Raw genomic sequence first — 25259 nt, 5'->3', positions numbered from 1 at the left:
GAGAGACTTACCTATTTTGGCTGGCTTGGAAATACCCGTTCCTCGAAGTCTGCAAGGGGATTATACCCGATTCCGTTAAAGCGTCACCTGGCGCACGTACCGATGGCCCGGAACCTGCTTCGCCACACCCTTCAGCTCAAGCCCCAACAACAGCTCGGCCAGACGGTCAGGCGCTACGCTGGAGCGCACGGTCAACTCATCCACATGCGCCGGCTCCCACGACAGCAGGTCGAACACTCGCCGCTCGTCGGCCGTCAGATCCACCGTGATAGTCGGAGCGGAGGAGCGGCGCTGAGCGGCGGTCCCGATCTGGCCGACCAGCTGCTCGATCAGGTCATCAGCGGTCTCGACCAACGTGGCTCCGGCTTTGATCAGCCGGTTGGTCCCCGTGCTCGTCCTTGTCCCCACGTTGCCGGGAACCGCGAACACTTCGCGCCCCTGTTCCAGCGCCAGTTTCGCCGTGATCAACGAACCACTGTCCGCCGCGGCTTCGATCACCAGGACGCCGAGCGCCATCCCGCTGATGATCCGGTTACGCGTGGGAAAGTGATGCGGGTCCGGCGGTGCCCCCAAGGGCAGTTCCGACAGCACGCTGCCATGACTCTGTACACGGTCCTTGAGCTCTCTCATCTCCGGCGGATAGGTCACATCCACGCCACAGCCGAGCACGGCCACGGTCCGCCCACCCGCCGCCAGCGCCCCTTGATGCGCGGCAGCGTCAATGCCCCGCGCCAACCCGCTGACCACCACGAACCCGGCGCGGGCCAGTTCCTGGGCCAATCGGGTGGCCGTGGCCGTCCCGTACGGCGTCGCACGCCGGGACCCCACGACCGCAACCACGCGTCGCTCAGCGGTTGGCCAATCGCCCAACGCATACAGCACCGAGGGAGGATCGTGGATACGACGGAGGTGGAGCGGATACTCGGCGCCGGAGAGGGTGAGCAGACGGCCTCCCAGGGCTCCGAGACGGCGCAGCTCCGCGTCGACCTCACCCCATTGGTCAAAGGCCCTGACAGCGTCGGCCACGTGGCGCGGACAGCCGTCGACCCTGCGCAACACCGACACCGGAGCTCGGAACACTGCATCAGCCGAACCCAGCGCATCAACCAGCGTGCGAAAGGTCACGGGCCCCACGCCCGAGACCCGGCTGAGGGCCAGGGCGGCTCGCTCGGCGTCGCGGACGGTCGATGCCGACGGCATTACACCAGGACGAGGTCGTACTGCTCTTGGTGCAGGTGTGGGTCGGCTTTGATGGAGATCCGTTTGTTGAATTCGCGTTCCAGCGCTTCCACGCCTTCCCGCTCCTCATCAAAGAGCAAGTTGGCGACGTTGGGATGCACCGTGACCAAGATCGTCCCGGCCTCGCTGGCCGTGCCGGACCGTCGGATCTCACGGAAAATCTCGTAGCAGATTGTCGTGGCCGACCGGATATAACCCCGTTTTTCGCAATACAGACACGCGTCGCATAATACGCGCAACAAATCCTCGCGCACACGCTCGCGGGACATCTCCACCAGACCCAGGTCGGAAATACGCAGGATGTTGCTCCGCGCGCGGTCGGTCGCGAGTGCATCACGGAGTGCCGCAAAGACCCGCTCGCGGTTCTTTTCTTTTTCCATGTCGATGAAATCGATGATGATGATGCCGCCGATGTTCCGGAGTCGAAGTTGATAGGCGATTTCCTTGGCAGCCTCGAGGTTGGTCTTGAGAATGGTTTCCTCCAGGTCTCGTTTCCCCACGTACCGGCCGGTGTTCACATCCACCACGGTCAACGCTTCGGTATGTTCGATGACGATATAGCCGCCCGATTTCAACCACACCCGACGACCCAGGGCCTTGGAAATCTCGATCTCGATGCCGTATCGATCAAAAATCGGTTCGTCCTGGCTGTACAGATGAACCTTGGCCACCAAGTTCGGCAGGTACGTGCCGACAAACTGTCGGATCCGGTCGTACTCCGCTCGTGCCCCGACGGTCAACCGGTCGACTCGATGGGTCAGCAGATCCCGGACCGTACGCAGGGAGAGATCGAGATCCGCGTGAAGCAGAGCCGGTGCGGACGCCCGCTGCGCCTCGTCGCCGATGGTCTGCCATAACCGGCCGAGGAACTCGATATCCATTCGAAACTCATCCTCGCTGGTCCCCTCGCTCACGGTCCGAATGATGTATCCGGTTCCTGGTTGACGCAACCGAGTGATCATCTCTCGGAGCCTTGCCCGCTCGGTCTCATCCCCGATCCGCCTGGAAATCCCGATGTGGTTGACCGTCGGCATGAACACCAGGTACCGGCCCGGAAGAGACAGATAGGTCGTCACTCGACACCCCTTGGTCCCGATCGGATCCTTCGTGACCTGAACGACCACCTCCTGGCCTTCGCGCAAGAGTTCTTCGATGGATCGATGGACCCGGCGAGGACGCGGGGTGGCTTTGGTCACCTCGTCTTCCCCCTCATCGTCGCCTTTGGGCGTCTCACCCCCGCCCTCGGCCTCGTCCACGCCTTCAGGGGCGTCCGACGCGTCAACCGCGGGAGGGGGGCCGCCGGTCTCCGTGGCGATGTCCGCGACATAAAGAAACGCCGCACGCTCCACCCCGATATCGACGAATGCGGCCTGCATACCTGGGAGGACCTTCACCACACGGCCTTTGTACACGTTGCCAACGATCCCGCGATCGCGTTTCCGATCGATATAGAGCTCGGTTAAGACCTGCTGCTCGAGCACCGCCACGCGCGTCTCCTCGCGCGACGGGTCGATCACGATCTCTATGCCCATGCCAGACTCCTGTACTCGCGGGCTCCGACGACACGCCGGTCTTCAGACGGCGTCGGGGCTCAGTAAAATAGCATAAACCGACGAAGGCGTACATTGAGCACCAAACCCAGCGCCGCAAACACGGTCAACGTGGACGAGCCTCCATAGCTCATCAGCAGCAAAGGAACCCCGACCACCGGCATGATGCCGAGAGTCATCCCGATGTTGACAACCAACGAGAAGACCACCATCGATGCTACGCCCACGGCGAGAAATGCGCCCAAGCGGTCCTTGGATTTGTATGCGGTTTCCATAATCCAGTACAGCACGAACCCGTACAAGGCGAACAGCACCAACACCCCGACAAAGCCCCACTCTTCGGCGAACACCGCAAAAATAAAATCGGTGTGCCCCTCGGGCAGAAACTTCAATTGGCTCTGCGTGCTGCCCAGAAACCCCTTCCCCCAGAAGCCGCCTGACCCGACGGCGATCTTGGACTGGATGACATGGTACCCGCTGCCCAGGGGGTCGGAACTGGGGTTGACAAAGGTGAGCAACCGATCTCGCTGATATCCCCGCAACGAGTTCCAGAACACGTTCCAGGCAAACGGGAAGATCATCAGCCCCGCAAGGCTCAACAAGATGATGGACTGATACCGAATCCCCACCAGCAGAATCATGGCCAGCGAGATGGCCAACAGGCTTAGTCCCGTCCCCAGATCAGGTTGTTTGAGAATGAGCACGATGGGCACCAGAGCCAGGAGCAGCGGCGGACCAAGCTGCGACGGCCCCAGCCCGCCTTTGACCGTCTTGTCGGCGCAATATCGCGCCAGCGCCACGATCAACACGAGTTTGGCGAGCTCCGACGGTTGCACATCGATCACACCCAACGAGATCCACCGCTGCGCGCCCATCCCCACCCGCCCGATCGCCAACACCACGACGAGCAGCACCACAATAGCGGCGTAGGCCACATACGCGCGACGAGCGAGCGCGTGGTAGTCGACCAGCGCCACCGCGATCAGCACCACCAGTCCAATGCCAATCCACGCCAGTTGCTTGAGGTAGAGGGGTGAGGGGCGACCGGCCTGATGAGCGGTCGCGCTGTAGATCGACGCCACCCCCAGCGCCACGATGCACGCGATCGCGGCGAGGACCTGCCAGTCCAGGCTGCCGAGCCGCGACCTAACCTGGCGCACCGGCCGACCCTCGGTCTCTGGCCGCGACGGGGCTTGGAGACGGCTGGGGCTGCGCCCCGAGGTAGGTTTCGATGACCTGCTTGGCGATCGGCGCAGCGGCGCTGCCGCCGTGCCCGCCGTGTTCCACCAAGACGGTGACGGCGATTCGCGGTGTGTCCAGCGGCGCGAAGGCCACGAACCACGCGTGGTCTTCGAGGTGTGCCGGGCGGCCCTTTCGGCTGCTCGCGGCCAGACTCGCCACTTGCGCGGTTCCGGTCTTGCCCGCGATCTGCGTGATCGAAGATCGCGCAGCGCCGCCGGTCCCGTGTTGCTCCACCACCACACCCTTGAGCGCCTCGCGCAACACGGCAAACGTCTTGGCGCTGACGGTGAGATGCTCCGCCGGGATCGTCTCAGGAACCACCACCGTGCCGTCGCGATGACGGATTTCCCGGACGTAGCGGGGCGGGTGGCGCGCCCCGCCGGTCGCGACGGTGCCGATCATGGTGGCCAATTGCAGCGGCGTGACCGAGACGTAGCCCTGACCGATCGCCACCGACAACGTCTCCCCCGGGTACCACGGCTCCCGCCGGCTTGCGAGTTTCCACTCCGTGGACGGGATTAACCCTTTCTTTTCGGAGGGGAGCGCGATTCCGGTGGGTTCACCCAGACCAAACGCCCGCGCGAACTCCGCGATGGCGTCCACCCCGACTCGGTCACCCAGCTCATAAAAATAGACGTCGCACGACTCCACCAGCGCCCGATGCAGGTCAACGATGCCGTGGCCTCCGGCCTTCCAATCGCGAAACACGCGGTTCCCAAAGAACTTCCCGCCGTTGCACGTGGTCTCGGAACGCGGTGTTACGATGCGCCGCTCAAGGGCGGCCGTGGCCACCACGATTTTGAACGTGGAACCGGGTGGGTATTGTCCTTGAATCGCCCGATTGTTCAACGGGCGACCGGGATCTGCGATCAACTCCGCCCAGCGAGACGTGGTCAATGCCCCGGACAAGACATTGGGGTCGAAATCGGGATGACTCACCATCGCGATCACGTCTCCCGTCGTCGGGTCCAGCGCCACCACGACGCCAGCCTTCCCCTCGAGCGCGTCCTCCGCAGCCCGCTGCACGTCCGCGTCGATCGTTAAATACAGATCGTCGCCCTGGGCGGGGCGGATATGGCTCACGACTCGCCGTTCGTGCCCCAGCGCATCCACTTCGACGCCCTTCTCACCGGGTTGTCCGCGGAGGATGGCGTCGTACGCGAGCTCCGCGCCGTACTGGCCCACCTGCATGCCGAGCGGCAGCCCCTCGAATTCCGTGGTGGAACGCTGAGTCGCGGACACTTCGCTCACGTACCCCAGTAAATGGGACGCCCATGTTCCCAAGGGGTAGTTTCGTTGGGCCTCGACCTCGATCTTTACACCAGGCAGATCCAGACGATGCGCCTCGATCAGCGCCACCTCTTTCAGCGTGAGGTGGCTCTTGATCGGAATCGGGGTAAAGGGTCTCGCCATCCGCTGACCTTCGATGCGCTCCCGGATGTCTTCTTCTGGCAACCCCAGATAGCCGGCTAACCGCTCGATCAAGGGGTCGAGTGGCGATGGCGCGTCTTCGGCCACCACATACGCCGTGAAGCCGGGCGTGTTATTGACGAGCAGGCGGCCGTGTCGGTCGAAGATCAGACCGCGTTGCGGCAACACGCTGACGACGCGGACGCGATTGGTCTCGGCGAGCTCCCTATACGTGTCGCCTTCCACCACCTGGAGGTACCACGCGCGGAGGACCAACAGCCCAAGAAGCGCCAACATCGCGATGGCGCCCCAGGTGATCCTATCGTATAAGTCCTTGAAGTCGTCGTGCGGAGAAGAAGTCATCGCGGTCCCCAAGGCCGTCGTGCGGCGGCGGATAACGCCAAATCCACGCGATAAACAGCACCCACGCCGAACCCGAATCGTAGAGCGCTTGCGGCACCAGTTTGGTCGTGAACCATCCCAGTAATTCGTCTGCGCGCTCGACCGGCGCGCCCCACACCATGTGGCCGACTCCCAATACCAACGAGCCCAATGCCGCCAAAGCCACCACGGTGACCGTCCGCACGGTCGGCGTAATGCGCCCGATCGAGGAGAAGGCAACCGCCAACGCCGGATAGGCGACCAGATGAAACGGCCCGCCCCCGGCCGCGAACAGGTCCAGGCCGGTCCCCAATGCCGCCCCGGCCGCAGCGCTCAATGCGGGCCCGTGATACAGCGAGAACAACAAGAGGGCCAGAAGCGGGAAATCAGGTATCGCGCCCCCCACGGACACGATCGGAGCCAACACCGCCTGAGCCGGGAGGACGAGCGTCAGCGCTGCCGCCCAAGCGAGCCGAGGCCCCACCGAAGTGTCGACGCGTTCGCCGTAGCCGCCACCCCACACGTCACGACTCCGGCAGAAGATCGAACACCAGGACCTCCTCGATGGCCGCGAGATCCGCCGAGGGCAGCACTTCGACCTCTGGATAGAGGGCGCCCTCTGCCCGCTCGACTCGCGTGACGGTGCCGACCATGAGGCCCTTGGGGAACGAGGTCGTCAGTCCCGACGTGAGAATGACATCACCCTCGCGGATATCGGACGACGGGGGGAGGTACTTGAGGCGGAGGCGGCCCGCCACGGTGCCTTCAAGGATCCCCTGTTCCCGGGTCCGTTGGGTGATCGCAGGAACCGCGCTCTGACGATCGGTGATCAATAGCACCACCGAGGCCGAGGGAAACACTTTCACGACGGTCCCGACCACGCCGCGCGGAACGCTCACCCCCATGTCCACAACCGCAGCGTCCTGGCTGCCGCGGTCGATCGTGATTGACTGATACCACCGCGAGGGGTCCCGACCGATCACCCGTGCCCCCTGAGTCGAGGCAGGGAGCGCTGCGCGAAAGTCGAGCAGCGCGGCCAGGCGACGATTCTCGTCCGCCATCTCGACCAGCGCGTCGCGCTCGCGGGTCAACCGCTGGACGTCCGCCTGGAGGGCCGCGTTGGCATCGTAGAGCCTGGTCACTGCCACATAATGGGCCCATGCGTCGCCAACCCAGTCTACCGCGGACGTCAATCCACCCGCCACCAACGCGTAGGCGGCGGTCAGCGGGCGGACCGCGACGGGTACCGGACGCCGCTGCCAGTCTGGGAGAAACGCAATCGCCACGAAGACGACGACGCCCAGCGCGAGCAACCAGCCGCGCTTAGATCCCGATAAGGGATGTGCCATACCGCGGGGTTCCCTTTATTGGGCGAGAATCGAGACGCGCTGCAGAAGGTCGATCTGGTCCAGCGCCTTGCCGGTTCCCAGCACGACGGTCGTGAGCGGGTTATCCACCGTGATGATCGGTAAGTTGGTCTCTTCGCGGAGCCGAACGTCCATCCCGCGCAGAAGAGATCCCCCCCCCGTCAGCACGATGCCCCGATCGATGATGTCTCCGGCGAGCTCGGGCGGCGTGTTCTCCAACGCAACCTTGATCGCGTTGACGATGGCCCCGATGGGTTCGGCCAGCGCCTCGCGGATCTCGGCGTCATCGATGACGAGCGTCCTTGGGATACCGGAGATGAGGTCTCGTCCTTTGATCATGAACGTTTTTCGGTCGTCCTGCGGATACGCCGACCCAATTTCGAACTTGATCTGCTCCGCCATGTGGTCGCCGATCAGCAGGTTGTACTTTCGCTTGATGTAACTCATGATGAAGTCGTCCATCTTATCCCCGGCGACCTTGACGGACTCGCTGTACACGATCCCTGCGAGCGAGATCACCGCGACGTCCGTGGTGCCACCGCCGATGTCGACAACCATGTTTCCGGACGGCTCGGCAATCGGCAGACCGGCGCCGATCGCCGCCGCGATCGGCTCTTCGATCAAGTACACCTCGCGGGCGCCGGCAAGTTCGGCGGAGTCTTTGACCGCCCGCTGCTCCACCTGGGTGATCTTTGAGGGCACGCAAATGATGATGCGAGGCCGGACGAACGTGTTCCGGTTGTGCGCCCGGGTAATGAAGTGTTTGAGCATCTTTTCGGCAATCTCAAAGTCCGCGATCACCCCGTCCTTCATGGGTCGCACCGCCACGATGTTTCCGGGAGTGCGCCCCAGCATCTTTTTCGCCTCCGAACCCACCGCCAGGACTTGGCCGCTTTTCTTTTCGATCGCGACCACGGACGGCTCATTGATGACAATACCCTTGCCCTTCACATAGACCAGCGTGTTGGCGGTTCCCAAGTCGATCGCCAGATCGTTGGAGAACCAGCCCAGAACGGTATTCGTAATCCCCACGGCTCCTCCTTAAGCAGGCGTCTACGCGTTGTGCGGGACGCTCACGCCGATCACTCGCGTGTCCGCGAGTTCATCCCCCAACCGCTGCCCCTGCGGGTTTCCGACCAAGAGAATGCCTTCCAACCCAAACGCGCCGATCAATACCAGCCACCCCGCGACCGCGGCCAACCACCCCACCGGCTGGAGTAACAGCCACAGGGCAAAGGGAACGGCCAGCACACCGTTTCGCAACAGCGACTCGCGCACCCCGCACACCCGCCCGTCCGCCCCGCGGATCGCGAGCCCCAACAATCGCTTGCCCACGCTCCCCCCGGGTTGAAGGCCGTCTGCGATCATCAGGTAGGTCACGGCGGCGAAGAAACCAACCACAGGGAGAAGTTGGTCGATGGCCGACGCAAGCAGAACGTCCAAAAATTTGGCCACCCACCGGGTGAGGGGATCGGCGGGCGGCTCAGATGATACCGGTCGTGGGGCGGCGTCCATGCCGAGAGGCTGGTGGGTCCGGGACATCGAGGACCGACCAGCGAGCGGAACCCGTCAACGGGCTGCATTATAGGGAAGCCACTCCAGGGGCGCAAGGCCTTGAAGGATGCCCCGGTTGCAGTTGCCCGGTTGGATCGCCTATCATAGGCGTCATATGTCGCGACGGAGAATGCCATGATCAAGTTGCTACGCCACAGCGCGATCGAGAACCCGTGGGTGTATCGGATCATTATGTTGGTGATTGCGGTCACGTTTGTGATTACGATGGGATGGTGGGGGTTCAGTGACGACGAGCGAACCGTGGTCGCCCGCGTCGGCACCCACTCGATCTCGATGGACGAATACGAACGCGCCTACCGAAACCAGGAGCGCGCCTACCGTGACGCCTTGAAAGAACAGTTTACCCCGGAGTTGGCCAAACAATTGAACCTCAAACACGTCGTGATCAATGCGCTCGTGGAGCGCCAACTGTGGCTCGACGCCGCCAAACAGATGGGACTCATCGTCACGGCCCGTGAACTCGCGCAGAGTATCGCTGCCATCCCGGCGTTTGAGAAAGAAGGCACCGGACGCTTTGACCCGGATGTGTATCGCCGGGTGTTGGCCGTCAACCACCTCACCCCAGAAGCCTTTGAAACCGCCCAACGGGAAGAGCTCCTCATCGCGAGGGTCAAAGCCGTGGTGAGCGAATCCACCGCGGTATCCGAACCGGAATGGGCCGACGCTCGAGCCCGCCAAGCGGCCCAGAATCCCGGGCCGACCTCAGATGCGATGTTGCCGTCCCCCTTGCCCCAAAAGCAGGACCGTGTCGTGCGGTCCTACACGGATCAGCTTCGCCGCCACGCCGACGTGGAGATCTACGACAACTTGTTGTAAGGTCGTCAATTCAAGCGTTCCCGGAACCGGTCGAACGGAGCCTGGCCACGGGCTCTGAGATCTTCTCGAATGCACCCCACGCCCGCCACGCACAATTCGAAGCGGTCCGACAGCTTCCGGAACAACGCCACGTCCTCCGCAGTGTGCGCCTCGTCTGAAAGCTCCGCGACGAGGCGGTACGATCGTTTGCCCACTTTGACGTAATCGAGGAGCGCATCCGCACAGGTGGCCACCAGCCGGGTTTTCAGGCGCGTGAGATGCTCTGGAAACAGCCCCATCATGAACAACGTGAAGTCCCCGATATGGCGATGGGCATTGCGCTCGGTCAAACCCGAGGTTTCGGTCTCCGCGGCAAGCAACAGGTCCGCGAGCCCGGACGACCGCGATCCGGACTCATGGTGAAACGGATACAGCCGGCTGACGTCGGCGAAATCCGCGAGGAGATCCGCGACGTAGCGGATGACGCGGTGGTCCGGCCACCCCAGTTGCTCGTAAAAATTCCTCTCCGCCAACACGCTAAAAAAACGCCGCAGGGAGTGGTGGGGACCCAATCGTGATCCGGACTCCAGCATGCTTCTCGCCAGCCGATGCGATCGCCGTGCTTTTATTATAGTGGGCGCTCGGAGATTCGACAAGGAAGGCGGCCTGACGAGCGCGGTGGGCGCTAGTGCGCCGCCGTCATCACGCCGTTCAGCGCCGTGTTGAGCGACAGCGGATTGATCCGTGCGCCATTCAGGCGCACACCCCAGTGAAGGTGAGGGCCCGAGGCGCGGCCCGTGGCACCCACCGCGCCAATGACCTGGGCGGTCGTCACGCGGTCCCCGACGCGAACCGAGACCTCCGAGAGGTGAAAATACATCGAATACAATCCCAGGCCGTGGTCGATCACGACGCTTTTGCCGCTGAAGAACTGATCCGCAACCAACCGAACCGTGCCGTGGTTGATGGCCACAACTGCCGCGCCCTGCGGAGCGCTGATGTCTTCGCCGGTATGCGGATTCCTCGGCTGTCCGTTGATGACGCGTCGTCGCCCGAACGACTGTTGGATCTTCCCTTTTGCGGGCGCCACAAATGCTCCGTCCCACAGCCGCGGGGTGATGGGCTCCATCGCGGCCAGCATGGCGTTCTGTTCAGTCTCGACACGCCGCAGAGTGTCGGCGTCCAGGTCCACCTGTTTGTCAGGCAGGGTGAGCGTTTGGACGCCAAACGCCCCGTTCTCGACGATCACGGCGCCCCGCGCCACGACGGTGGCTCCGTCCGGTTCTCTTCGCTCAACCACGAAATCCTGCACGCCCGGCGCCCCATCCAGGTCGACAGCCATCAAGACGCCGGCGCCATCAGGCGTGCTGAACGCCGGCCAATCGCGACCGCCGAACCGGGCGACCAAATCGTCCGAGCCGGAGCCCGCTACGAGCGCCGACTCCGGCACTCTGACGGCAAAGGCCTCACCCTGTTTGACGGATTTGGAGAGAACGGGACCGCTATCAACCGCCGAAGCCGTTGATGAACAGACCAGAAAGAGCGCGCTCCCCGCAAGCAGCGCCGGGAGCCGACCACTACCGATGAGACGCGGCCACACCCGCGATGAGTTCTTCAACGCGCTTGTTGGAGCTGGCGAACGGATCCATGCAGAGGATCGTTTCCTCCCAATATCCGTTCAATTTGAGGTAGGTCCAGTCGACGGTGTAGGACCGATTCTTGTCCTTTGCAAACCGAATAAAGTCGCCGCGTACCTTGGCGCGCGTGGTTTGTGGGGGTGCGGCCATCGCCCGTTGGATCTCTTCTTCGGTCGCTAACCGCTCGACCACGTCTTGGCGCTCCAGCAGATAGTAGAGGCCGCGATTTCGCTTCACGTCGTGGTACTGCAGGTCCATCAACGCCACACGCGGGTCATCCCATCCACAGTTCTTCCGCTCGATGAAGGACTCCATCAGATTGCGTTTGATGATCCAGTCCAATTCCTGCGCCAGCGCTGCGGGGTCGGTGGCCAGCGTCTGAAGAACATACCCCCAGTAGTCGACCAGTTCCCTGGTCGTGTCGTCGGCGGACGATCCCATGGCCGCGACGTAGGCCTGAGCGCGCTCCCAGTACGTCATCTGGATTTCCAGCGCCGTGAGTTCCCGACCGTCCTCCAGCCTGACACGCTTCTTGAGCTGGGGATCGCGCGAAATGTCCCGAATCGCCTTGACCGGGTCCTCGAGCTCCATCCCTTTGACCGTGAAGCCCTCTTCGATCATTGAAAGCACCACCGCCGTGGTGCCCACTTTGAGATACGTGGTCATCTCCGACATATTGGAGTCGCCCACGATGATGTGCAGTCGACGATACTTCTCCGCATCCGCGTGGGGTTCGTCCCGTGTGTTGATGATGCTTCGCGACGAGGTCGTCGACGAGGAGGTCTTCTCGTGGATGTGCTGGGCCCGCTGCGAGAGGAAAAAATGGGTCCTTCCGGACACCTTGAGCACCTTGCCCGCGCCGGTATAAATCTGGCGCGTGACGAAAAAGGGAATCAACTGTTCGGTGACCTTCCAAAAGTCGAGATCGCGGCGCATGAGATAGTTCTCATGACACCCGTAGGTATTGCCCATCGAGTCCGTATTGTTCTTGAAGATATAGATCTCGCCGACGAGCCCCTCTTCGCGCAAGCGTCGCTCCGCCATGGGCAGACAGGCTTCCAACAAACGTTCCCCGGCCTTGTCGTGGATCACGAGGTCGTGCAGTCGGTCGCACTCCGGAGTGGAGTACTCGGGATGGCAACCGGTATCCTGGTAAAAACGCGCACCGTTGGACAGGAAGGCGTTCGACGGCCAGCTATTCGGGATCAACCCTTCGAAGATATATCCGAGGATCTTCTCCATCGGAAGGTATACCCGGCCGTTCGGGGAGAAGATGAGGCCGTACTCGTTCTCCAGACCGAAAATCCGCGGCGGCATCATCTCGTTACCCTGCGAGTTCGGTGAGCTCCGCCGGTGCGAGCCGACGAAACTTCCGCCCCGGACGCCGGCGGTCCAGCACCGCGACTTCCATCTGCTGGAGCCGTACCCCCTGGTGCCCCACGCTTTCCAGCGCGTCGAGCCCTTGCTTGAGCGCGGCCTGCAGCGGCCGTGGCCCGTCCACGTGTTGTTTCAGATGGGAGAGAACGGCTTCAGATCGTCCACCGATGACCGCCACCAGCCGCTCGTCGAAGATACTCCCGTCGAAGGAAATCCGGTAGATCTCGGTCGACTCGCCTTCAGCCAACCCGACCACCAGGATCTCGACCTCGAGCGGCTTGATCTCCTGGCTGAAAATCGTCCCCAAGGTTTGCGAGTAGGCATTCGCCAGCGACTTGGTGGTCACGTCTTCACGACTGTACAAGTACCCCTTCATATCCGCGTGCCGGATCCCGGCCTTCCGAAGGTTCTCAAACTCGCTGTATTTGCCCGCGCCTGCAAACGCGATGTGGTCGTAGATCTCAGACAGCTTGTTCAGGGAGACGTTGGGGTTGTCAGCCATCAGCACCAACCCGTGCTCATACTCCATCGCCACCGTCGATCGGCCACGGGCGATGCCCTTCTTCGCGTACTCCGCCTTGTCCTGCATGATCAATTCAGGCGAGACGTAATACGGCAGGGCCATCTATCGCTCCCGTCGCTTGTCCAAGAACGCCGCGTACACCGGTTCGATCCTTGCAGGCGGCACGTCGGAGATTCCCTGGGCCGTCACGATCTTCACCGTGGGGAAGATCCCACGGGCTGGATCCGGCGAACCCGTCGCGACATCTTCCTCGGCGGCATTAAACAGGGCCTCCAGGGCCACGCCGAGCGCCTCCTGTTCATTGAGTCCCTGCTTGAAATATTGCTTGATGGTCGTCTTTGCGTCCTTTCCGCCCGAGCCGGTGGCATGGTAGTCGGTCTCTTCGTAGCGCCCACCCGCCACGTCGTATTTGAAGATGCGGCCCGTTTGCTGTCGGTGGTCAAACCCGGCGAAGATCGGAATCACCAACAGCCCCTGGAACGCCGCGGGCAGGTTCCCTTTGACCATCTGCGCCAACTTATTCGCCTTCCCGTCAACCGAAAGCGGCGCTCCTTCGATCTTTTCGTAGTGCTCGAGCTCGGTTTGAAAGAGGCGCACCATTTCAAGACACGGCCCGGCCGCGCCTGCAATCGCCATCGCCGACCATTCGTCGACTTTGTACACCTTCTCGATCCGCCGCCCCGAGATCTGATACCCCTCGGTCGCGCGACGGTCACCGGCCACGATCACCCCCGAGGCATACCGCACCGCGAGAATGGTGGTGCCGTGCGGCACAGCCATGGCGAGAGGCGGTGTGGACCCGGAAGACGGAAACTCGCTTGGCGTCAACCTCGGACCCAAGTGCGGGTAATGCGAGATCAGCAGATCGTAGAAACTGGACCCAAGGAAATTCGTCGGCAGCGGCCCCGGGTCAACGACCACCGTCACTCGCCCCCCTTCTGCACATAGTTCTTCACGAACTCTTCGGCGTTCTCCTCCAAAACCGAATCGATCTCATCGAGAAGTTTGTCGATGTCCTCTTTCATCTCTTTGCCCTTCTCGACGGTCTCGGGATTGTACGCTGCAGACGCCTCGTCCCGACGTCCCACTTTCTTGTTGCCGTCGCGCTTCTTTTCTTGAGACATAGTCATCACCCCCTTACCGGTCTCACCACCCCCTGCTGGCCCTGCGAATCCGGTTTCCCACGTCCTGGGCTAAGCGCTCAAGCGGGATACCAGCGCATCAACAGACTCGACTTCCTCCAAGAGCGTCCCGACCAGATCGCGGGTTCCGCGCGCGGGGTCATTAAGCGGAATCCGTTTGACCGCGGCCTGCCCCACGTCAACCAGAACCGACGCCCAACTGGCCGCGTACACCTGCTGGGGGAATTTTTGGAGGCAGCGGGCACGAAAATACGCCCGTGTGTCGAAAGGGGGTTCGGTCACCGCGTTGGCCACGGCGGCGTCGTCGACGAGCCGCTCGACGTACCCTCCGCGTTCAAGCGCGGCGAACAGGCCCTTCTCGGGGCGAAGATCGTGATACTGCAGGTCCATCATCGTCACCCGGGGGTCGCTCCAGCCGCACCCCCGTCGATCCACATAGGCTTGGAGCAGATCCCGCTTGATCACCCAATCCACCTCACGCGACAGTTGCCGTGGATCTTCGTCCAACAGCCGCAACACGCGTTCCCATCGCGAAAGAACGTCTTTCGTCTCCGCGTCGGCGCCCCGCTCGGCGCAGAAACGGTGAGCCATGTTCAAATAATACTCTTGAATCTGCACCGCCGTCCACCGTCGACCGTCTTCCAGTTCAATCGGGTGTTGGAGGGAGAGATCGCGCGACACGTCTTTGATCGCCTTCACCGGGTTGGCCAGGTTCAGCTCCTTCGTCAGGTAGCCATTCTCGATCATGGCGACCACCAGCGACGTGACGCCCAGCTTCAAATACGTCGCGACCTCTGACATGTTCGCGTCTCCGACGATCACGTGGAGCCTACGGTATTTGGCCTTGTCGGCGTGAGGTTCGTCTCGGGTGTTGATGATCGGCCGTTTGACCATGGTGTTGAGATCGACCACCACTTCGAAAAAGTCGGCGCGCTGGGAGATCTGGTACTCGGCAGGATCGCTGCGATTCTCCGCGCCAACCTTTCCCGCGCCCGCGTAAATCTGACGCGTCACGAAAAACGGGACCAGTTGCGCCACCAGCATGGCAAACGGCACGGAGCGCGCCACCAGGTAGTTCTCGTGATATCCGTAACTGTTGCCCTTGCCATCGGTGTTGTTTTTGTAAACCAGGAACCGCGGTTCTCCCGAGGCCCGGTTGGCCTCGATCCGGCAATCCTCGATCACCCGCTCGCCCGCTCGCTCGTACCGCACCGCATCCAGAATCGAGGCGCACTCCGGAGTGGAGTACTCCGGATGGGCGCCGTCGACGTAGAGGCGACCGCCGTTCGGAAGAAGCTTGTTGAGCAGCCGGTTGTAGTCGGGCGCAGGCCGCTCCTTCTCCCCCTCCACCTCGAACCCGCGGGCGTCGACCAACGGGTTCTCGTTTTCGTAATCCCACAACGCGGTACGAGACGGGATCCCACGGACGCTGTTGACGAGCAGAATGGCGTTGGCGACGGGGTCCGAATCGGTTGCGCCTCGCACGGCGACGCCGAACTCGGTCTCAGTCCCGACGATCCGAGGAGTCATAGATAGTGGCCCGTGGTGACGGTCTCAACGGAGCGGGACTCGGTCGCACGTCCGGTCATCGTCCGGACGTGCATAATCTTCTCGCTCTTGCGCCCCGCGATCTTGGCCCAGTCGTCGGGGTTGGTCGTGTTCGGGAGATCCTCGTGTTCACGGAACTCGTCCCGCGCGGCCTTGAGGAGATCTTCGATACGGATCCCCCGCTCTCCGGTTGCGATCGTCCGCTTGATCGCGTACTTCTTGGAGCGCGACACCACACCCTCTATCAACGCCCCACTCACAAAGTCTTTGAAGTACAACGTCTCCTTCTCGCCATTGGCGTAGGTGACCTCGAGGAACCGGTTCTCGTCGGCGGTGCTGTACATCTGATCGACCACTCGGTCGATGAGGCCCCCCACCAGGACCTCGCCCGGCTCCGCGGCCTGATTGTGGTAGGGCAAATCAGCGGTGAGGTACTTCCCGAAAATCTCTTTCGCGGCTCGACGGTCCGGTCGGTCGATGCGGATTTTTACATCCAAGCGACCCGGGCGCAGGACGGCGGGATCAATGAGGTCCTGCCGGTTGCTCGCCCCGATCACAATGACGTTCCGCAGACTCTCGACCCCGTCGATTTCCGCCAGAAACTGCGGCACGATCGTCGCTTCGACGTCAGAAGAGATCCCTGTTCCACGGGTACGAAACAGCGAGTCCATCTCGTCGAAGAATACAATCACGGGCATCCCTTCCTGCGCCTTTTCCCTGGCCTTCTTGAAGACCTCCCGGATCTGTCGCTCGCTTTCTCCCACGTATTTGTTGAGCAGCTCGGGACCTTTCACGTGGAGAAAGTAACTCTTCACTTCGCGACCCGAGACATGCTCCATTTTCTTGGCGATGGAATTCGCGACGGCTTTGGCGATCAGTGTTTTCCCGCATCCCGGCGGACCGTAGAGGAGCACCCCTTTGGGCGGCGAGAGCCGATACTCGGCGAACAGCTCGCGATGGAGAAACGGCAATTCCACCGCGTCCCGAATTTGTTCAATCTGGTCCCCGAGTCCCCCGATCTGCTCGTAGCTGACGTCGGGAACCTCTTCCAAAACCAACTCTTCGACCTCGGACTTGGGAAGTTTTTCCAAGACATATCCCGATCGAGTATCGAAGAGGAGGTGATCGCCGACGCTCAACCGTTCGCTGTCGAGCGAGGCGGCGATCTCCGCGACGCGCTCTTCATCGGCCCGAAGCATGACAATCGCACGCCGGTCTTCCAGGAGGTCTTTCAACCGGACGACTTCCCCTTGGAGCTCGAAATCTCGGCCTTCGACGACGTTGAGGGCTTCATTGAGAATCAACTGTTGTCCCCGACGCAGCTCGGGCACCTTGAGGCTGGGATGCACGTTGACTTTCATCTTGCGCCCGGCCACGTAGACGTTGACAGTCCCGTCGGAATTCGCGTCGGAGAAGACCGCAAACGAGGATGGCGGCGCGGTCAGCTTCTCGACTTCCTGGCGCAGCGCCTCGATCTGCTCACGAGCTTCCTGCAGGGCCAGGATCAGCTTCTCGTTCTGGCGGTGCGCCTGGTCGAGCTGATCCTTTGAGTGCTCAGTCTTTCGGAGCTCGTCTTCGATCAGACGAACCTGTTGCTGGAGGCGGTCGATCTCGCGCCGGTATCCCAAAGCGTCGCCGGACTCGCTGCCTGACAACTGGTCCTGCAGCTTGCGGAGGGTGGATTTCAAGGCGTTGAGCTTGCCCACTTGGCGCTTCGACTCGCTCATAGCCCCTCCTTTCTTGGTGATACTTTTCTAGTATTTCCGGTACGGCAAATCAATTCTAACACCCGGCCTACCCTGGGTCAACCGAACGGCGGCTCGTCGCGTGTCTCACAGCGCCAAGACAGGTTCGCGCCGCATGCTCGATATCCCGACTAGACATAATTTCCCCGATGATCGCCACCCCGTACGCCCCGACCGCCACGACCTCGGGAATCCTTGCCCGCGTGATGCCGCCCAACGCGTAGACCGGGACACGGGCCCGGCGGCATACCGTCGCCAACGCATCGAGCCCGGTCGGAGCGCCGTATCGAACCTTTGCCGGAGTCTCGTACACCGGGCCGAAGGTCACAAAATCCGCTCCGTCGTCCGCGGCGCGCTCCACCTCCACAAGCGAGTGTGTGGAGACTCCCAGGAACTTATTCGGCCCAATCACGCCGCGGACGGCGCGGATGGGCAGACTATCGGATCTCAAATGGACGCCGTCCGCATCGACCGCCAGCATGACGTCCACGCGACCGTTGATGAGCAGGCGGGCGCCCATCTGTGCCGTCAGCTTCCGGATCTCCGCCGCCAGAGGGAGGAACGCCCGCAGAGGAAGGTCTTTCTCGCGAAGCTGAACGGCGCGAACGCCGCCCCGCATGGCGTCCGCGACCGCGACATGAAGGCCGCGCGAGCCGACTCGATGTCGGTCGGTAATGAGATAGAGCAGCCAATCAGGGGGCATACTGCGAGCAACTCCCCCGGGAACTTCGCCGATGCCCCTCCGGAACGAGTCGTGGCCGTAGGCGTGGTACGGCAAACCGAGACGCGGACCTATTCGATGATGCCCTCAAGAGGACTCGACGCCGTGGCGTAGAGCTTTTTGGGGATGCGGCCCGCTCGGTAAGCCAGGCGCCCGGCACGGACGGCATCACGCATCGCCTCCGCCATGAGCAGCGGGTTGCTGGCGCCCGCGATCCCGGTGTTCATCAACACACCCGCGCACCCGAGTTCCATCGCAATTGCCGCGTCGGAGGCCGTACCCACCCCGGCGTCGACGATCACCGGCACCCGAACCGTTTCCAAGATAATCCGCAGATTGTACGGGTTGCGGATGCCAAGGCCCGAGCCGATCGGCGCCGCCAGCGGCATCACCGCCGCGCACCCGACCTCTTCCAGCTTCTTGGCCATCACCGGGTCGTCGGTGGTGTAGGGCAACACCACAAAACCTTCCTTGACCAGCGTCTTCGCCGCAGCCAACAGCGCTTCATTATCGGGAAACAGCGTCCGCTGGTCGCCGATCACTTCCAGTTTGACGAGGTCCGAAATCCCCGCCGCACGCGCCAGTCGCGCGGTCCGCACGGCATCCTCCGCGGTATAACACCCCGCAGTATTCGGCAAGATATGGTAATCCTTCGGACTCAGATAATCGAGGAGATTTTCGCTGGAGCGGTCGAGAATGTTCACCCGCCGAACCGCGACCGTCACCATGTCCGCGCCGGCCGCGTCGATGACCCGCTTGGTCTCGGCAAAGTCTTTAAATTTCCCGGTGCCGACGATCAAGCGGGACTTGAGCTCGATCGGTCCGATCCGCCACCGCTCACCCATGGCCACCCCCCACAAAACTCACGATCTCGACGCGATCGCCCTCCCGCAGCGTCGTCCGTTCGAACGCCTCGCGATCAATGACCGCGAGGTTGATCTCAACCGCCACGCGCGGGGCCACGATGCCCAGTTGGTTCAACATCTGTGTCACGGTGGTTCCGTGGTCCACGGTGGTGATGGTGCCATTTACCGCGATCGCGATACCCGCGGGACGGTCGAGGCGGCGTTGATCGCGGATCGAGGACATCAGTAGGCGGCGGAGGAACGAACAAATTATATCGAGCGTAGGAAATCGAAGTCAAACAACCGGGCGCGGATAGAGTGATCCGGTCCGCGCACATCGGTCAACTCGCATCAACGATGCGGCGCGAGCGTGAACGGGGTCGAGTACCCGCTCTCGCATCCGCTCTCGGCCACGGCAGTGATGCGATAGGTGAGGGGGACGGTTCGATCAACGCCGGTGTCCACAAAACTCGCGGTCGCGATCGAGGTCTCCGTCAACCGAACGGTTCCTTGGGCGGTTTCTCGGTACACGTGATAACGAGTGGACGGATCATCCGTACCGGACCACGCCAGGTAGACGCTTGCCCTCCCCTGGCGAGGGCTCCAGAGGTTCTGCGGCTCCGGGGGCGACATTGCGGAGAGTTCGTCCGCGCGGACCACGAACCGGCGTGTCACGCCTGCTGTGTTGAGATACTGGTATGTCAGTGGCGAGACCCCGAGTTCGAAGATTTGGTTGGTTTCCGTGTCACGCAGGGTCCATTGACCTTGTGAGCAGTCGTTTGGAACTGTGGGCGGCGCGGCTCCGCTGATCGTGATACTCGCGTTGGGCCGATCCGAACTCACCTCCACCTCCCAGACCTGGGGAAACGCATCTTCGCGGAGGTCCCACCACAAGGACTGCTGTGCGGTGGCATACTCCGGATGCCACACCGCTGCCGACAACCCCGGAGAGGGGAACGCCTTCAGGTCGAGCGACGGATCAAAGGCATTGGTGGCCGACGGTGTCATCCCCAGTCGAAGGCGATTCGTCGCCACACCGCCTTCCGCATCCGGGTGCGGAACCGAGACCGTCAGCTGAATTTCCGCCCCAGAAGCGACCAGCGGTACCACGGCCGCCAACCATCCCGCCAGGGCCGCTAAGATCCACTTCCGTTTGAGCGCGCTCATCCTCATAAGCTCGACCCTACGGAGCCGCGAAGATCAACACCGCGTCGGCCACGCGGCTCTCGATCCAGGCACCGTTCCAGGGGTGAAACACCGCGGCAGGGTCTCCAGGGCCATACGCCTGGAAGGCCGCTCCGTCATAAAGATACATCGCGCCACCCACCCAGCCTTGTGCCACCGCAGCAGCGAATGACAGCACGGTCGATGCCCGTCTGACGCTGACATCGGCAAGACTGATCGGCTGTCCATACGGATTCCCTACCATATTGAAGCCTTCCACGAGGTCCACCTCGAACGTACCAGCGGCCACAGGAGTGCCTGCGGCATCGAGCACCGCGAGGGTTCCCGCAGCGTACAGATAGTATGCCGATCCCGTTTGGATCAACGTGAGCGGGGCACACGTGGGAAACGCAGGCTGGGACACGGTGCCAGTGTAACAGCCATCGGCGACCGTGGGCCCTGACGACAGCCAATGATAGGCATACGGGGGAAGACCGACGTCGTCGCCAAAAACGACGTCAGGAGTATTGTTTGGGGGCGATAACAAGAGAGGAACCGATACGATCGTGTACCCGCTCCGGAGAGCCGTCCGCACGATGACCACATTTGATAGCAATGAGGGATTCCCGCCGTCATCGATCACCCGGAGTCCGAAGTAGTAGGTGGTGTTAGACATCAAACCGCGTACCGGCAGTTCTTGCGCGGTGCCAGGCTGACCAGGCGGCATCGAGCCGATCAACGTTCCTTGGGAAAAGTTCGCGGCGGCCAACGGAATGGTCGCATACCGTATCTCATAAGCGCTGGCAACCCCAGCCGTCCCGTCGTCACCAGTCGCGGTCCATTGCAGCAACAACGAGTTGCTCGTGGTCGCGCCTCCGAAGACTGCGAGGTCCGTAACCGCTGCTGGAGGTGTGATGTCGGCGCCATTCACGGTGGTCGTGGCTGCCAAGACGTTGGATAAGCTCCCGATTTGGCCAACCGCGTCGATGGCTTTCACGCCGATTCGGTACGTCGTATTGGGCACGAGCCCATCGATCACAAGCGAGGCGTTCCCCCCCGAAACGGTCGGCAGATGCAGCGTGTAAGGCATCGCCGAATCAAAGTCAAATGTGGCCGCGTTCGTGTACCGCACCTGGTATCCATCAATCGGCCCCGAATCATCCGAAGGCTCCGTCCACTGGATTGCAATCGAGTTCGCCGTCGGGGGCGACCCGGGCGCCACCGTCAGGGACACGGCCGGAGGCGGCTGGTCAGTGACCGTGGTCACCGTCACGGCATTTGACCATGCTGACACGTTGCCGGCGTCGTCGATCGCGCGAATGTCGAAGGCATACGAAGTCCCAGCCGACAGCGAGGACACCGTCAGGGTCTCGGTTCCACCGGGATCCTGGGTGGGCATCACGTTCCGGACCGAGCTCGACGAGACTGACGACATTCGCAACTCATATCGGAGCACACGGCCTCCACCCGTCCCGTCGTCACCGACCGCCGCCCACGAAAGAGGTACCGTCGTGATCGTCGCGGTCCCGGCCGACAGCGTCGGTGTGCCCGGCGGAATGCCATCCGCAATGGAGGACGGCGGCGTGATTGCTGGCCCTAGCCCTCTCAGATGTTGCGCCAGCGTCACGGCCACGCTCTTGCCGGCCACCGGCGGCGCGCCTACAAGACCCGAGCCCGAGGACTGCGCTTCGGTTGCGGCCGACCATACGGCTCCATTCCAACGCGCCAGCAGGACACGACCGAGGGTGTCGAATTGGCTCAGAGCGACATCGTTGATGCCACGAGACGACGCCAACTCGGTCCAGGCCGGGAAGGAAAGGGCGGGTGAGCCGCTCGCCGGAAGTGCCACGTCGGTCTCCACCGTTGACCAGGCACCGGTTGCCATTGCGTAGGTTCGAGACACGCCGTTGGGGTTCGCCGTGGTCGCATACACCGCGAGGAAGTTCCCGTTGGCACCCTGGGACACGACGTCGAAACCGCGCACCCCGTCCTGCGCTCGGAGTGTTGGTGTGAGTACTTGAGTGCTGGCGGACCACTGGACGCCGTCCCACACCACCGCTACCAGGGCCGGCGCTGCGGACCCCGTGCTGGCAACCAGGACGATTCGATTGGTCACGCCGGCCCCGTTGGACCCGTCACCCACCGCGCGAAGCGCGCGAATCGGTTGGCCCGTGGTGACCCCGAGGGACGGCGCCACGTCCTCGGCCTGCCAGCCCCCGACATCACTCGCGTCACGACTCCAAATACGGTAATGCGGCGTTGTCTCACTTCCAGTGGCCCATACCACCATGGCTCGGCCCGTCGCTCGCTCGAACGCGATATCGAAAATCGGCGCCTCATGGCTGGCCGCCGCGTTGGTGAGCAGCACCGAGTCCTCCCACTGGTTACGATTCCCTCGCCACACCGCGGCCGCGATCGCGTTGTTCTGGTCTCCGTAGACCAGCACTAGATCGTTCGTGGTGGGGCGCGCCTCCAAACGGACCCAGAGCGGACGACCGGTTGTCTGCTGGCCGTTCACCAGATCCTCGACGAAGGCCTCGGCGCTCCACGCTGTTCCGTCCCACAGACGGTATCGCAACGTCGTGCTATCGCTGGTGGCGTAGACGACGACCCCACGTCCGCTTTGCTGCTCGAACGCCACGTCAACAGTCTGCGACGGTCGTGCCAGCCCTGTTGATGACGCGGCCGCCAGCGCATTCGCCCACGTCTGCCCGTTCCACACGTGCACCGTGAGACGGCGCTGGTCGTCCACCACCGCCAACAAGCGCTCATCCCGGGTGGGATTGGCTTTCATGACCTGCCACACTGGAGGTGAGGACAGTATGGGGCCGTCGATCTGTGTTCCCCAAGCCTGGCCGAGGGAACGCCGGTACTGAACGAGAGATTCACCCTGTTCGCCGAACGTTGCCAAAACCTGTGCCGTATCCGACGGCAACGTCCCGACGTAAAAAGCCTGCGGTGCGCTCCCCGCCCCGCCGTCCGGGTTGGTAGTCGTCAGCGATCGGTAGCCGTCCGCGGCACCCGGCGGGATCGTAATATTGATGTCAACCGTTGCCGCGTCGATTCGCTGGAAGCTGTTCACCGTAATGTCACCGAATTCCGGTTGGAGCAACCCGGCCTGGAAGCCCGAGCCGAGCACGCGAACCGTCAAGGAAGCCCCTGCCGTTCCAGACGCCGGTGTCACGGACGAGATGACGGGAGGCCCATTGATCGTCAGGGTTCCGGTCGTGCGGCCGCCGTCCGGGTTGGTAACGATGACAGAGACATCTCCCGGCGCCACGGTCGCCGCCACGGCAACCCCTGTGCAGTTGATCGTTGTCGCGTTCGCCGCCGGGCACGTCCCGGTTATGCCGGTCGGCAGCGTGACCGTGGTGCCGGGTGCGACAAATCGATCGCCGGCAATGGACAGGGTCCTATTGCTAGCCCCGACCCCCAGCGCCGGTGTGATCGCAGTGACCACAGGCGGTGGGGTAATGGTGAGTCCGGAGGTACAGGTTTCCGCACCATTCGCCGGATCCGGGCATGTAAAGCGATATTGGCCATCCGCGCTCGTGATCGTGACCCAGAGCAGGCGATCGGCCGGCTGCGCTTGATCCTCGGCCACGTCGATCACCACGGTTCCCCCGTCGCCCGAGGCAAACGCACGGAACGCCGACCGCATCGTCACCTGGACATCCTGCGTATCCACGTACGGCGGGGTACTCGCATTGAGCACACCGATGCGAACCACTGATCCGCTCGGGAACCCGGCGGTCGTGAGTTCGACCACCGCGCTGCGAGCGCCCGAGCCCACCGTGCTCGGCGCCACGTTGATGAGTTCGGGAAGCGCGGTGACGCGGAACCTGCCGGGTTCAGGCGTGGCCAAGCCCCCGCGACTTGCGGGATTGACCACCGTCACGTCGTACGAGCCCACTCCCAAGAATGCGGTGTCCCAAAAGAATCGCAATAACCCAGGGCCCACGAACACACAGCGGGCAGAGGCACTCGGAACAGTCCCCGCGTTGCACACAAGGGGTACCGATGCCGTGGTCGCGGTGTTGGTCAGGGTGAGTGTGGCGCCCGGCACGAACCCGAAGTGATTGGCCGCATCATCGACGCCGGCAACGTCCACCACACGCGGCGGGGTGATGTTGGCCGCTACTGCCAGCGGGCGAATACCGTTTGGTTGAATCTGCGGCTGCGGTGCGGTGACTGTGAAGGCGTTTGCGAGCCCACCCGATTCCGCTCCCGCGTATGCGGGATTCGTAACCTGCACCGTATACGCACCAGGGGCCAGGGCCGTGTTAGGCCAATAGAAGTCGATGTTGCGTCGATCAATGTGCACGCACGGCGTTCCGGACGTGGCTGGACCGGCACCCAGAACACAGGGGTAGACCAACGTCCCCACCGTCACGTAGGAGGGATCAGACGATGGACTTCCCGGAGGGGGTTCGTAAAAGAACTGCCCGGTCACCCGGACGCTGGTGCTCGGCGTCTCGTTGTACTCAACAGATGAGGGCGCGACGCTGGTGACACGCGGCACCGGTCCTGTTACTTGGAAAGCATCAGCCAACGTGGTCGAGAGCCCACCTGCAGCCGCCGGGTTGGTCACAGTAACGTCATACAGACGTCCAGGCGCCAACGAGGTATTGCTCCAATAGAAACGGATCTGACCGGCGCTGACATGGACAAACGGTGTCGCAGGCGTTGGGGCGGTCCCGTTTACCGTCACGCCCGTCAGACAGGTGCTTCGTGGTGGAGCTGGGCATGGGCCGCCAGGCGGGGTGCCAATGGTCACGGTCGCCCCCACGACGAAACCAGAGCCGGTAATCGTGATCGTCTGGCTAGCCGAAACATCGTAGATCACCGAACTGGGCGTCGTTGCCCCAATAGCCGGCGTCGGCGCCAGCACCTGGAACGCGTTGGGCAAGATGGTGCTTTGTCCCCCCGCGGCCGCTGGGTTATATACCAGGATGTCGTACGTGCCGGGCGGCAACGAGTTGTTGGGCCACCAGAACC

Annotated in this window: 21 protein-coding genes and 1 pseudogene; 1 reads left to right on the top strand and 21 read right to left on the bottom strand. The window is 62.7% G+C overall.

The window, feature by feature from the left end:
• Positions 1–75 precede the first annotated feature (75 nt).
• From dprA to AB1451_04185, 8 genes are read right to left on the bottom strand one after another with little or no spacing between them, the layout of a single operon-like run.
• Positions 76–1200 (bottom strand): DNA-processing protein DprA, encoded by a 1125-nt coding sequence (gene dprA / locus AB1451_04220; protein MEW6682118.1) that lies wholly within the window; start codon positions 1198–1200, stop codon positions 76–78.
• Entirely contained in the window at positions 1200–2771 is a 1572-nt protein-coding gene (locus AB1451_04215; GenBank protein ID MEW6682117.1) for an Rne/Rng family ribonuclease, read from the bottom strand. The genes dprA and AB1451_04215 overlap by 1 nt, the downstream gene beginning before the upstream one ends.
• 59 nt (positions 2772–2830) lie before the next feature.
• A complete protein-coding gene (gene rodA, locus AB1451_04210) occupies positions 2831–3949 on the bottom strand; it encodes a rod shape-determining protein RodA (protein MEW6682116.1) in 1119 nt (372 codons plus the stop codon).
• Complete coding sequence (gene mrdA / locus AB1451_04205) at positions 3936–5804, bottom strand: penicillin-binding protein 2 (protein ID MEW6682115.1); 1869 nt, start codon at positions 5802–5804, stop codon at positions 3936–3938. Before mrdA ends, rodA begins: the two co-directional genes overlap by 14 nt.
• Entirely contained in the window at positions 5761–6345 is a 585-nt protein-coding gene (locus AB1451_04200) for a hypothetical protein (protein ID MEW6682114.1), read from the bottom strand. The genes mrdA and AB1451_04200 overlap by 44 nt, the downstream gene beginning before the upstream one ends.
• Position 6346: 1 nt before the next feature.
• Complete coding sequence (mreC, locus tag AB1451_04195) at positions 6347–7171, bottom strand: rod shape-determining protein MreC (protein MEW6682113.1); 825 nt, start codon at positions 7169–7171, stop codon at positions 6347–6349.
• Between the two features lie 15 nt (positions 7172–7186).
• Positions 7187–8221 (bottom strand): rod shape-determining protein, encoded by a 1035-nt coding sequence (locus tag AB1451_04190; GenBank protein ID MEW6682112.1) that lies wholly within the window; start codon positions 8219–8221, stop codon positions 7187–7189.
• A 21-nt stretch (positions 8222–8242) separates the two neighbouring features.
• A complete protein-coding gene (locus AB1451_04185; protein ID MEW6682111.1) occupies positions 8243–8704 on the bottom strand; it encodes an RDD family protein in 462 nt (153 codons plus the stop codon).
• Positions 8705–8878: 174 nt separating this feature from the next.
• Between AB1451_04185 and AB1451_04180 the strand changes: the two genes are divergently transcribed.
• Positions 8879–9580 carry a SurA N-terminal domain-containing protein gene (locus AB1451_04180; GenBank protein ID MEW6682110.1) on the top strand — a complete coding sequence of 234 codons (702 nt, stop codon included), beginning with the start codon at positions 8879–8881 and terminating at the stop codon, positions 9578–9580.
• Positions 9581–9585: 5 nt separating this feature from the next.
• Here AB1451_04180 and AB1451_04175 read toward each other — a convergent pair whose 3' ends face one another.
• The 13 genes and pseudogenes from AB1451_04175 to AB1451_04115 form a co-directional block, all read right to left on the bottom strand.
• Complete coding sequence (locus tag AB1451_04175; protein MEW6682109.1) at positions 9586–10095, bottom strand: hypothetical protein; 510 nt, start codon at positions 10093–10095, stop codon at positions 9586–9588.
• A gap of 149 nt (positions 10096–10244) precedes the next feature.
• Positions 10245–11159: a M23 family metallopeptidase gene (locus AB1451_04170; protein ID MEW6682108.1), complete on the bottom strand. Its 915-nt coding sequence runs from the start codon at positions 11157–11159 to the stop codon at positions 10245–10247.
• On the bottom strand, positions 11137–12513 hold the full coding sequence (gene pafA / locus AB1451_04165) for a Pup--protein ligase (protein ID MEW6682107.1): 1377 nt from the start codon (positions 12511–12513) through the stop codon (positions 11137–11139). Before pafA ends, AB1451_04170 begins: the two co-directional genes overlap by 23 nt.
• A gap of 7 nt (positions 12514–12520) precedes the next feature.
• A complete protein-coding gene (gene prcA, locus AB1451_04160) occupies positions 12521–13198 on the bottom strand; it encodes a proteasome subunit alpha (GenBank protein ID MEW6682106.1) in 678 nt (225 codons plus the stop codon).
• A complete protein-coding gene (prcB, locus tag AB1451_04155; GenBank protein ID MEW6682105.1) occupies positions 13199–14023 on the bottom strand; it encodes a proteasome subunit beta in 825 nt (274 codons plus the stop codon).
• On the bottom strand, positions 14020–14220 hold the full coding sequence (locus AB1451_04150) for a ubiquitin-like protein Pup (GenBank protein ID MEW6682104.1): 201 nt from the start codon (positions 14218–14220) through the stop codon (positions 14020–14022). The genes prcB and AB1451_04150 overlap by 4 nt, the downstream gene beginning before the upstream one ends.
• Positions 14221–14289: 69 nt before the next feature.
• On the bottom strand, positions 14290–15768 hold the full coding sequence (gene dop / locus AB1451_04145) for a depupylase/deamidase Dop (protein ID MEW6682103.1): 1479 nt from the start codon (positions 15766–15768) through the stop codon (positions 14290–14292).
• Positions 15765–17381: pseudogene (arc, locus tag AB1451_04140) on the bottom strand (proteasome ATPase). The gene dop and the pseudogene arc overlap by 4 nt, the downstream one beginning before the upstream one ends.
• A gap of 199 nt (positions 17382–17580) precedes the next feature.
• A complete protein-coding gene (gene thiE, locus AB1451_04135) occupies positions 17581–18234 on the bottom strand; it encodes a thiamine phosphate synthase (protein MEW6682102.1) in 654 nt (217 codons plus the stop codon).
• 89 nt (positions 18235–18323) lie between these two features.
• A complete protein-coding gene (locus tag AB1451_04130) occupies positions 18324–19097 on the bottom strand; it encodes a thiazole synthase (protein ID MEW6682101.1) in 774 nt (257 codons plus the stop codon).
• On the bottom strand, positions 19090–19341 hold the full coding sequence (gene thiS / locus AB1451_04125; protein ID MEW6682100.1) for a sulfur carrier protein ThiS: 252 nt from the start codon (positions 19339–19341) through the stop codon (positions 19090–19092). The genes AB1451_04130 and thiS overlap by 8 nt, the downstream gene beginning before the upstream one ends.
• A 107-nt stretch (positions 19342–19448) precedes the next feature.
• Positions 19449–20264 (bottom strand): hypothetical protein, encoded by an 816-nt coding sequence (locus tag AB1451_04120; protein ID MEW6682099.1) that lies wholly within the window; start codon positions 20262–20264, stop codon positions 19449–19451.
• Positions 20265–20280: 16 nt separating this feature from the next.
• Positions 20281–24783: a fibronectin type III domain-containing protein gene (locus AB1451_04115; protein MEW6682098.1), complete on the bottom strand. Its 4503-nt coding sequence runs from the start codon at positions 24781–24783 to the stop codon at positions 20281–20283.
• Positions 24784–25259 lie beyond the last annotated feature (476 nt).

Source organism: Nitrospirota bacterium, from assembly GCA_040757335.1.
Lineage (GTDB): Bacteria > Nitrospirota > Nitrospiria > 2-01-FULL-66-17 > 2-01-FULL-66-17 > JBFLXB01.
Note: the sequence above shows the minus strand (reverse complement) of the source record. Positions and strands in the feature narration are given on the sequence as shown.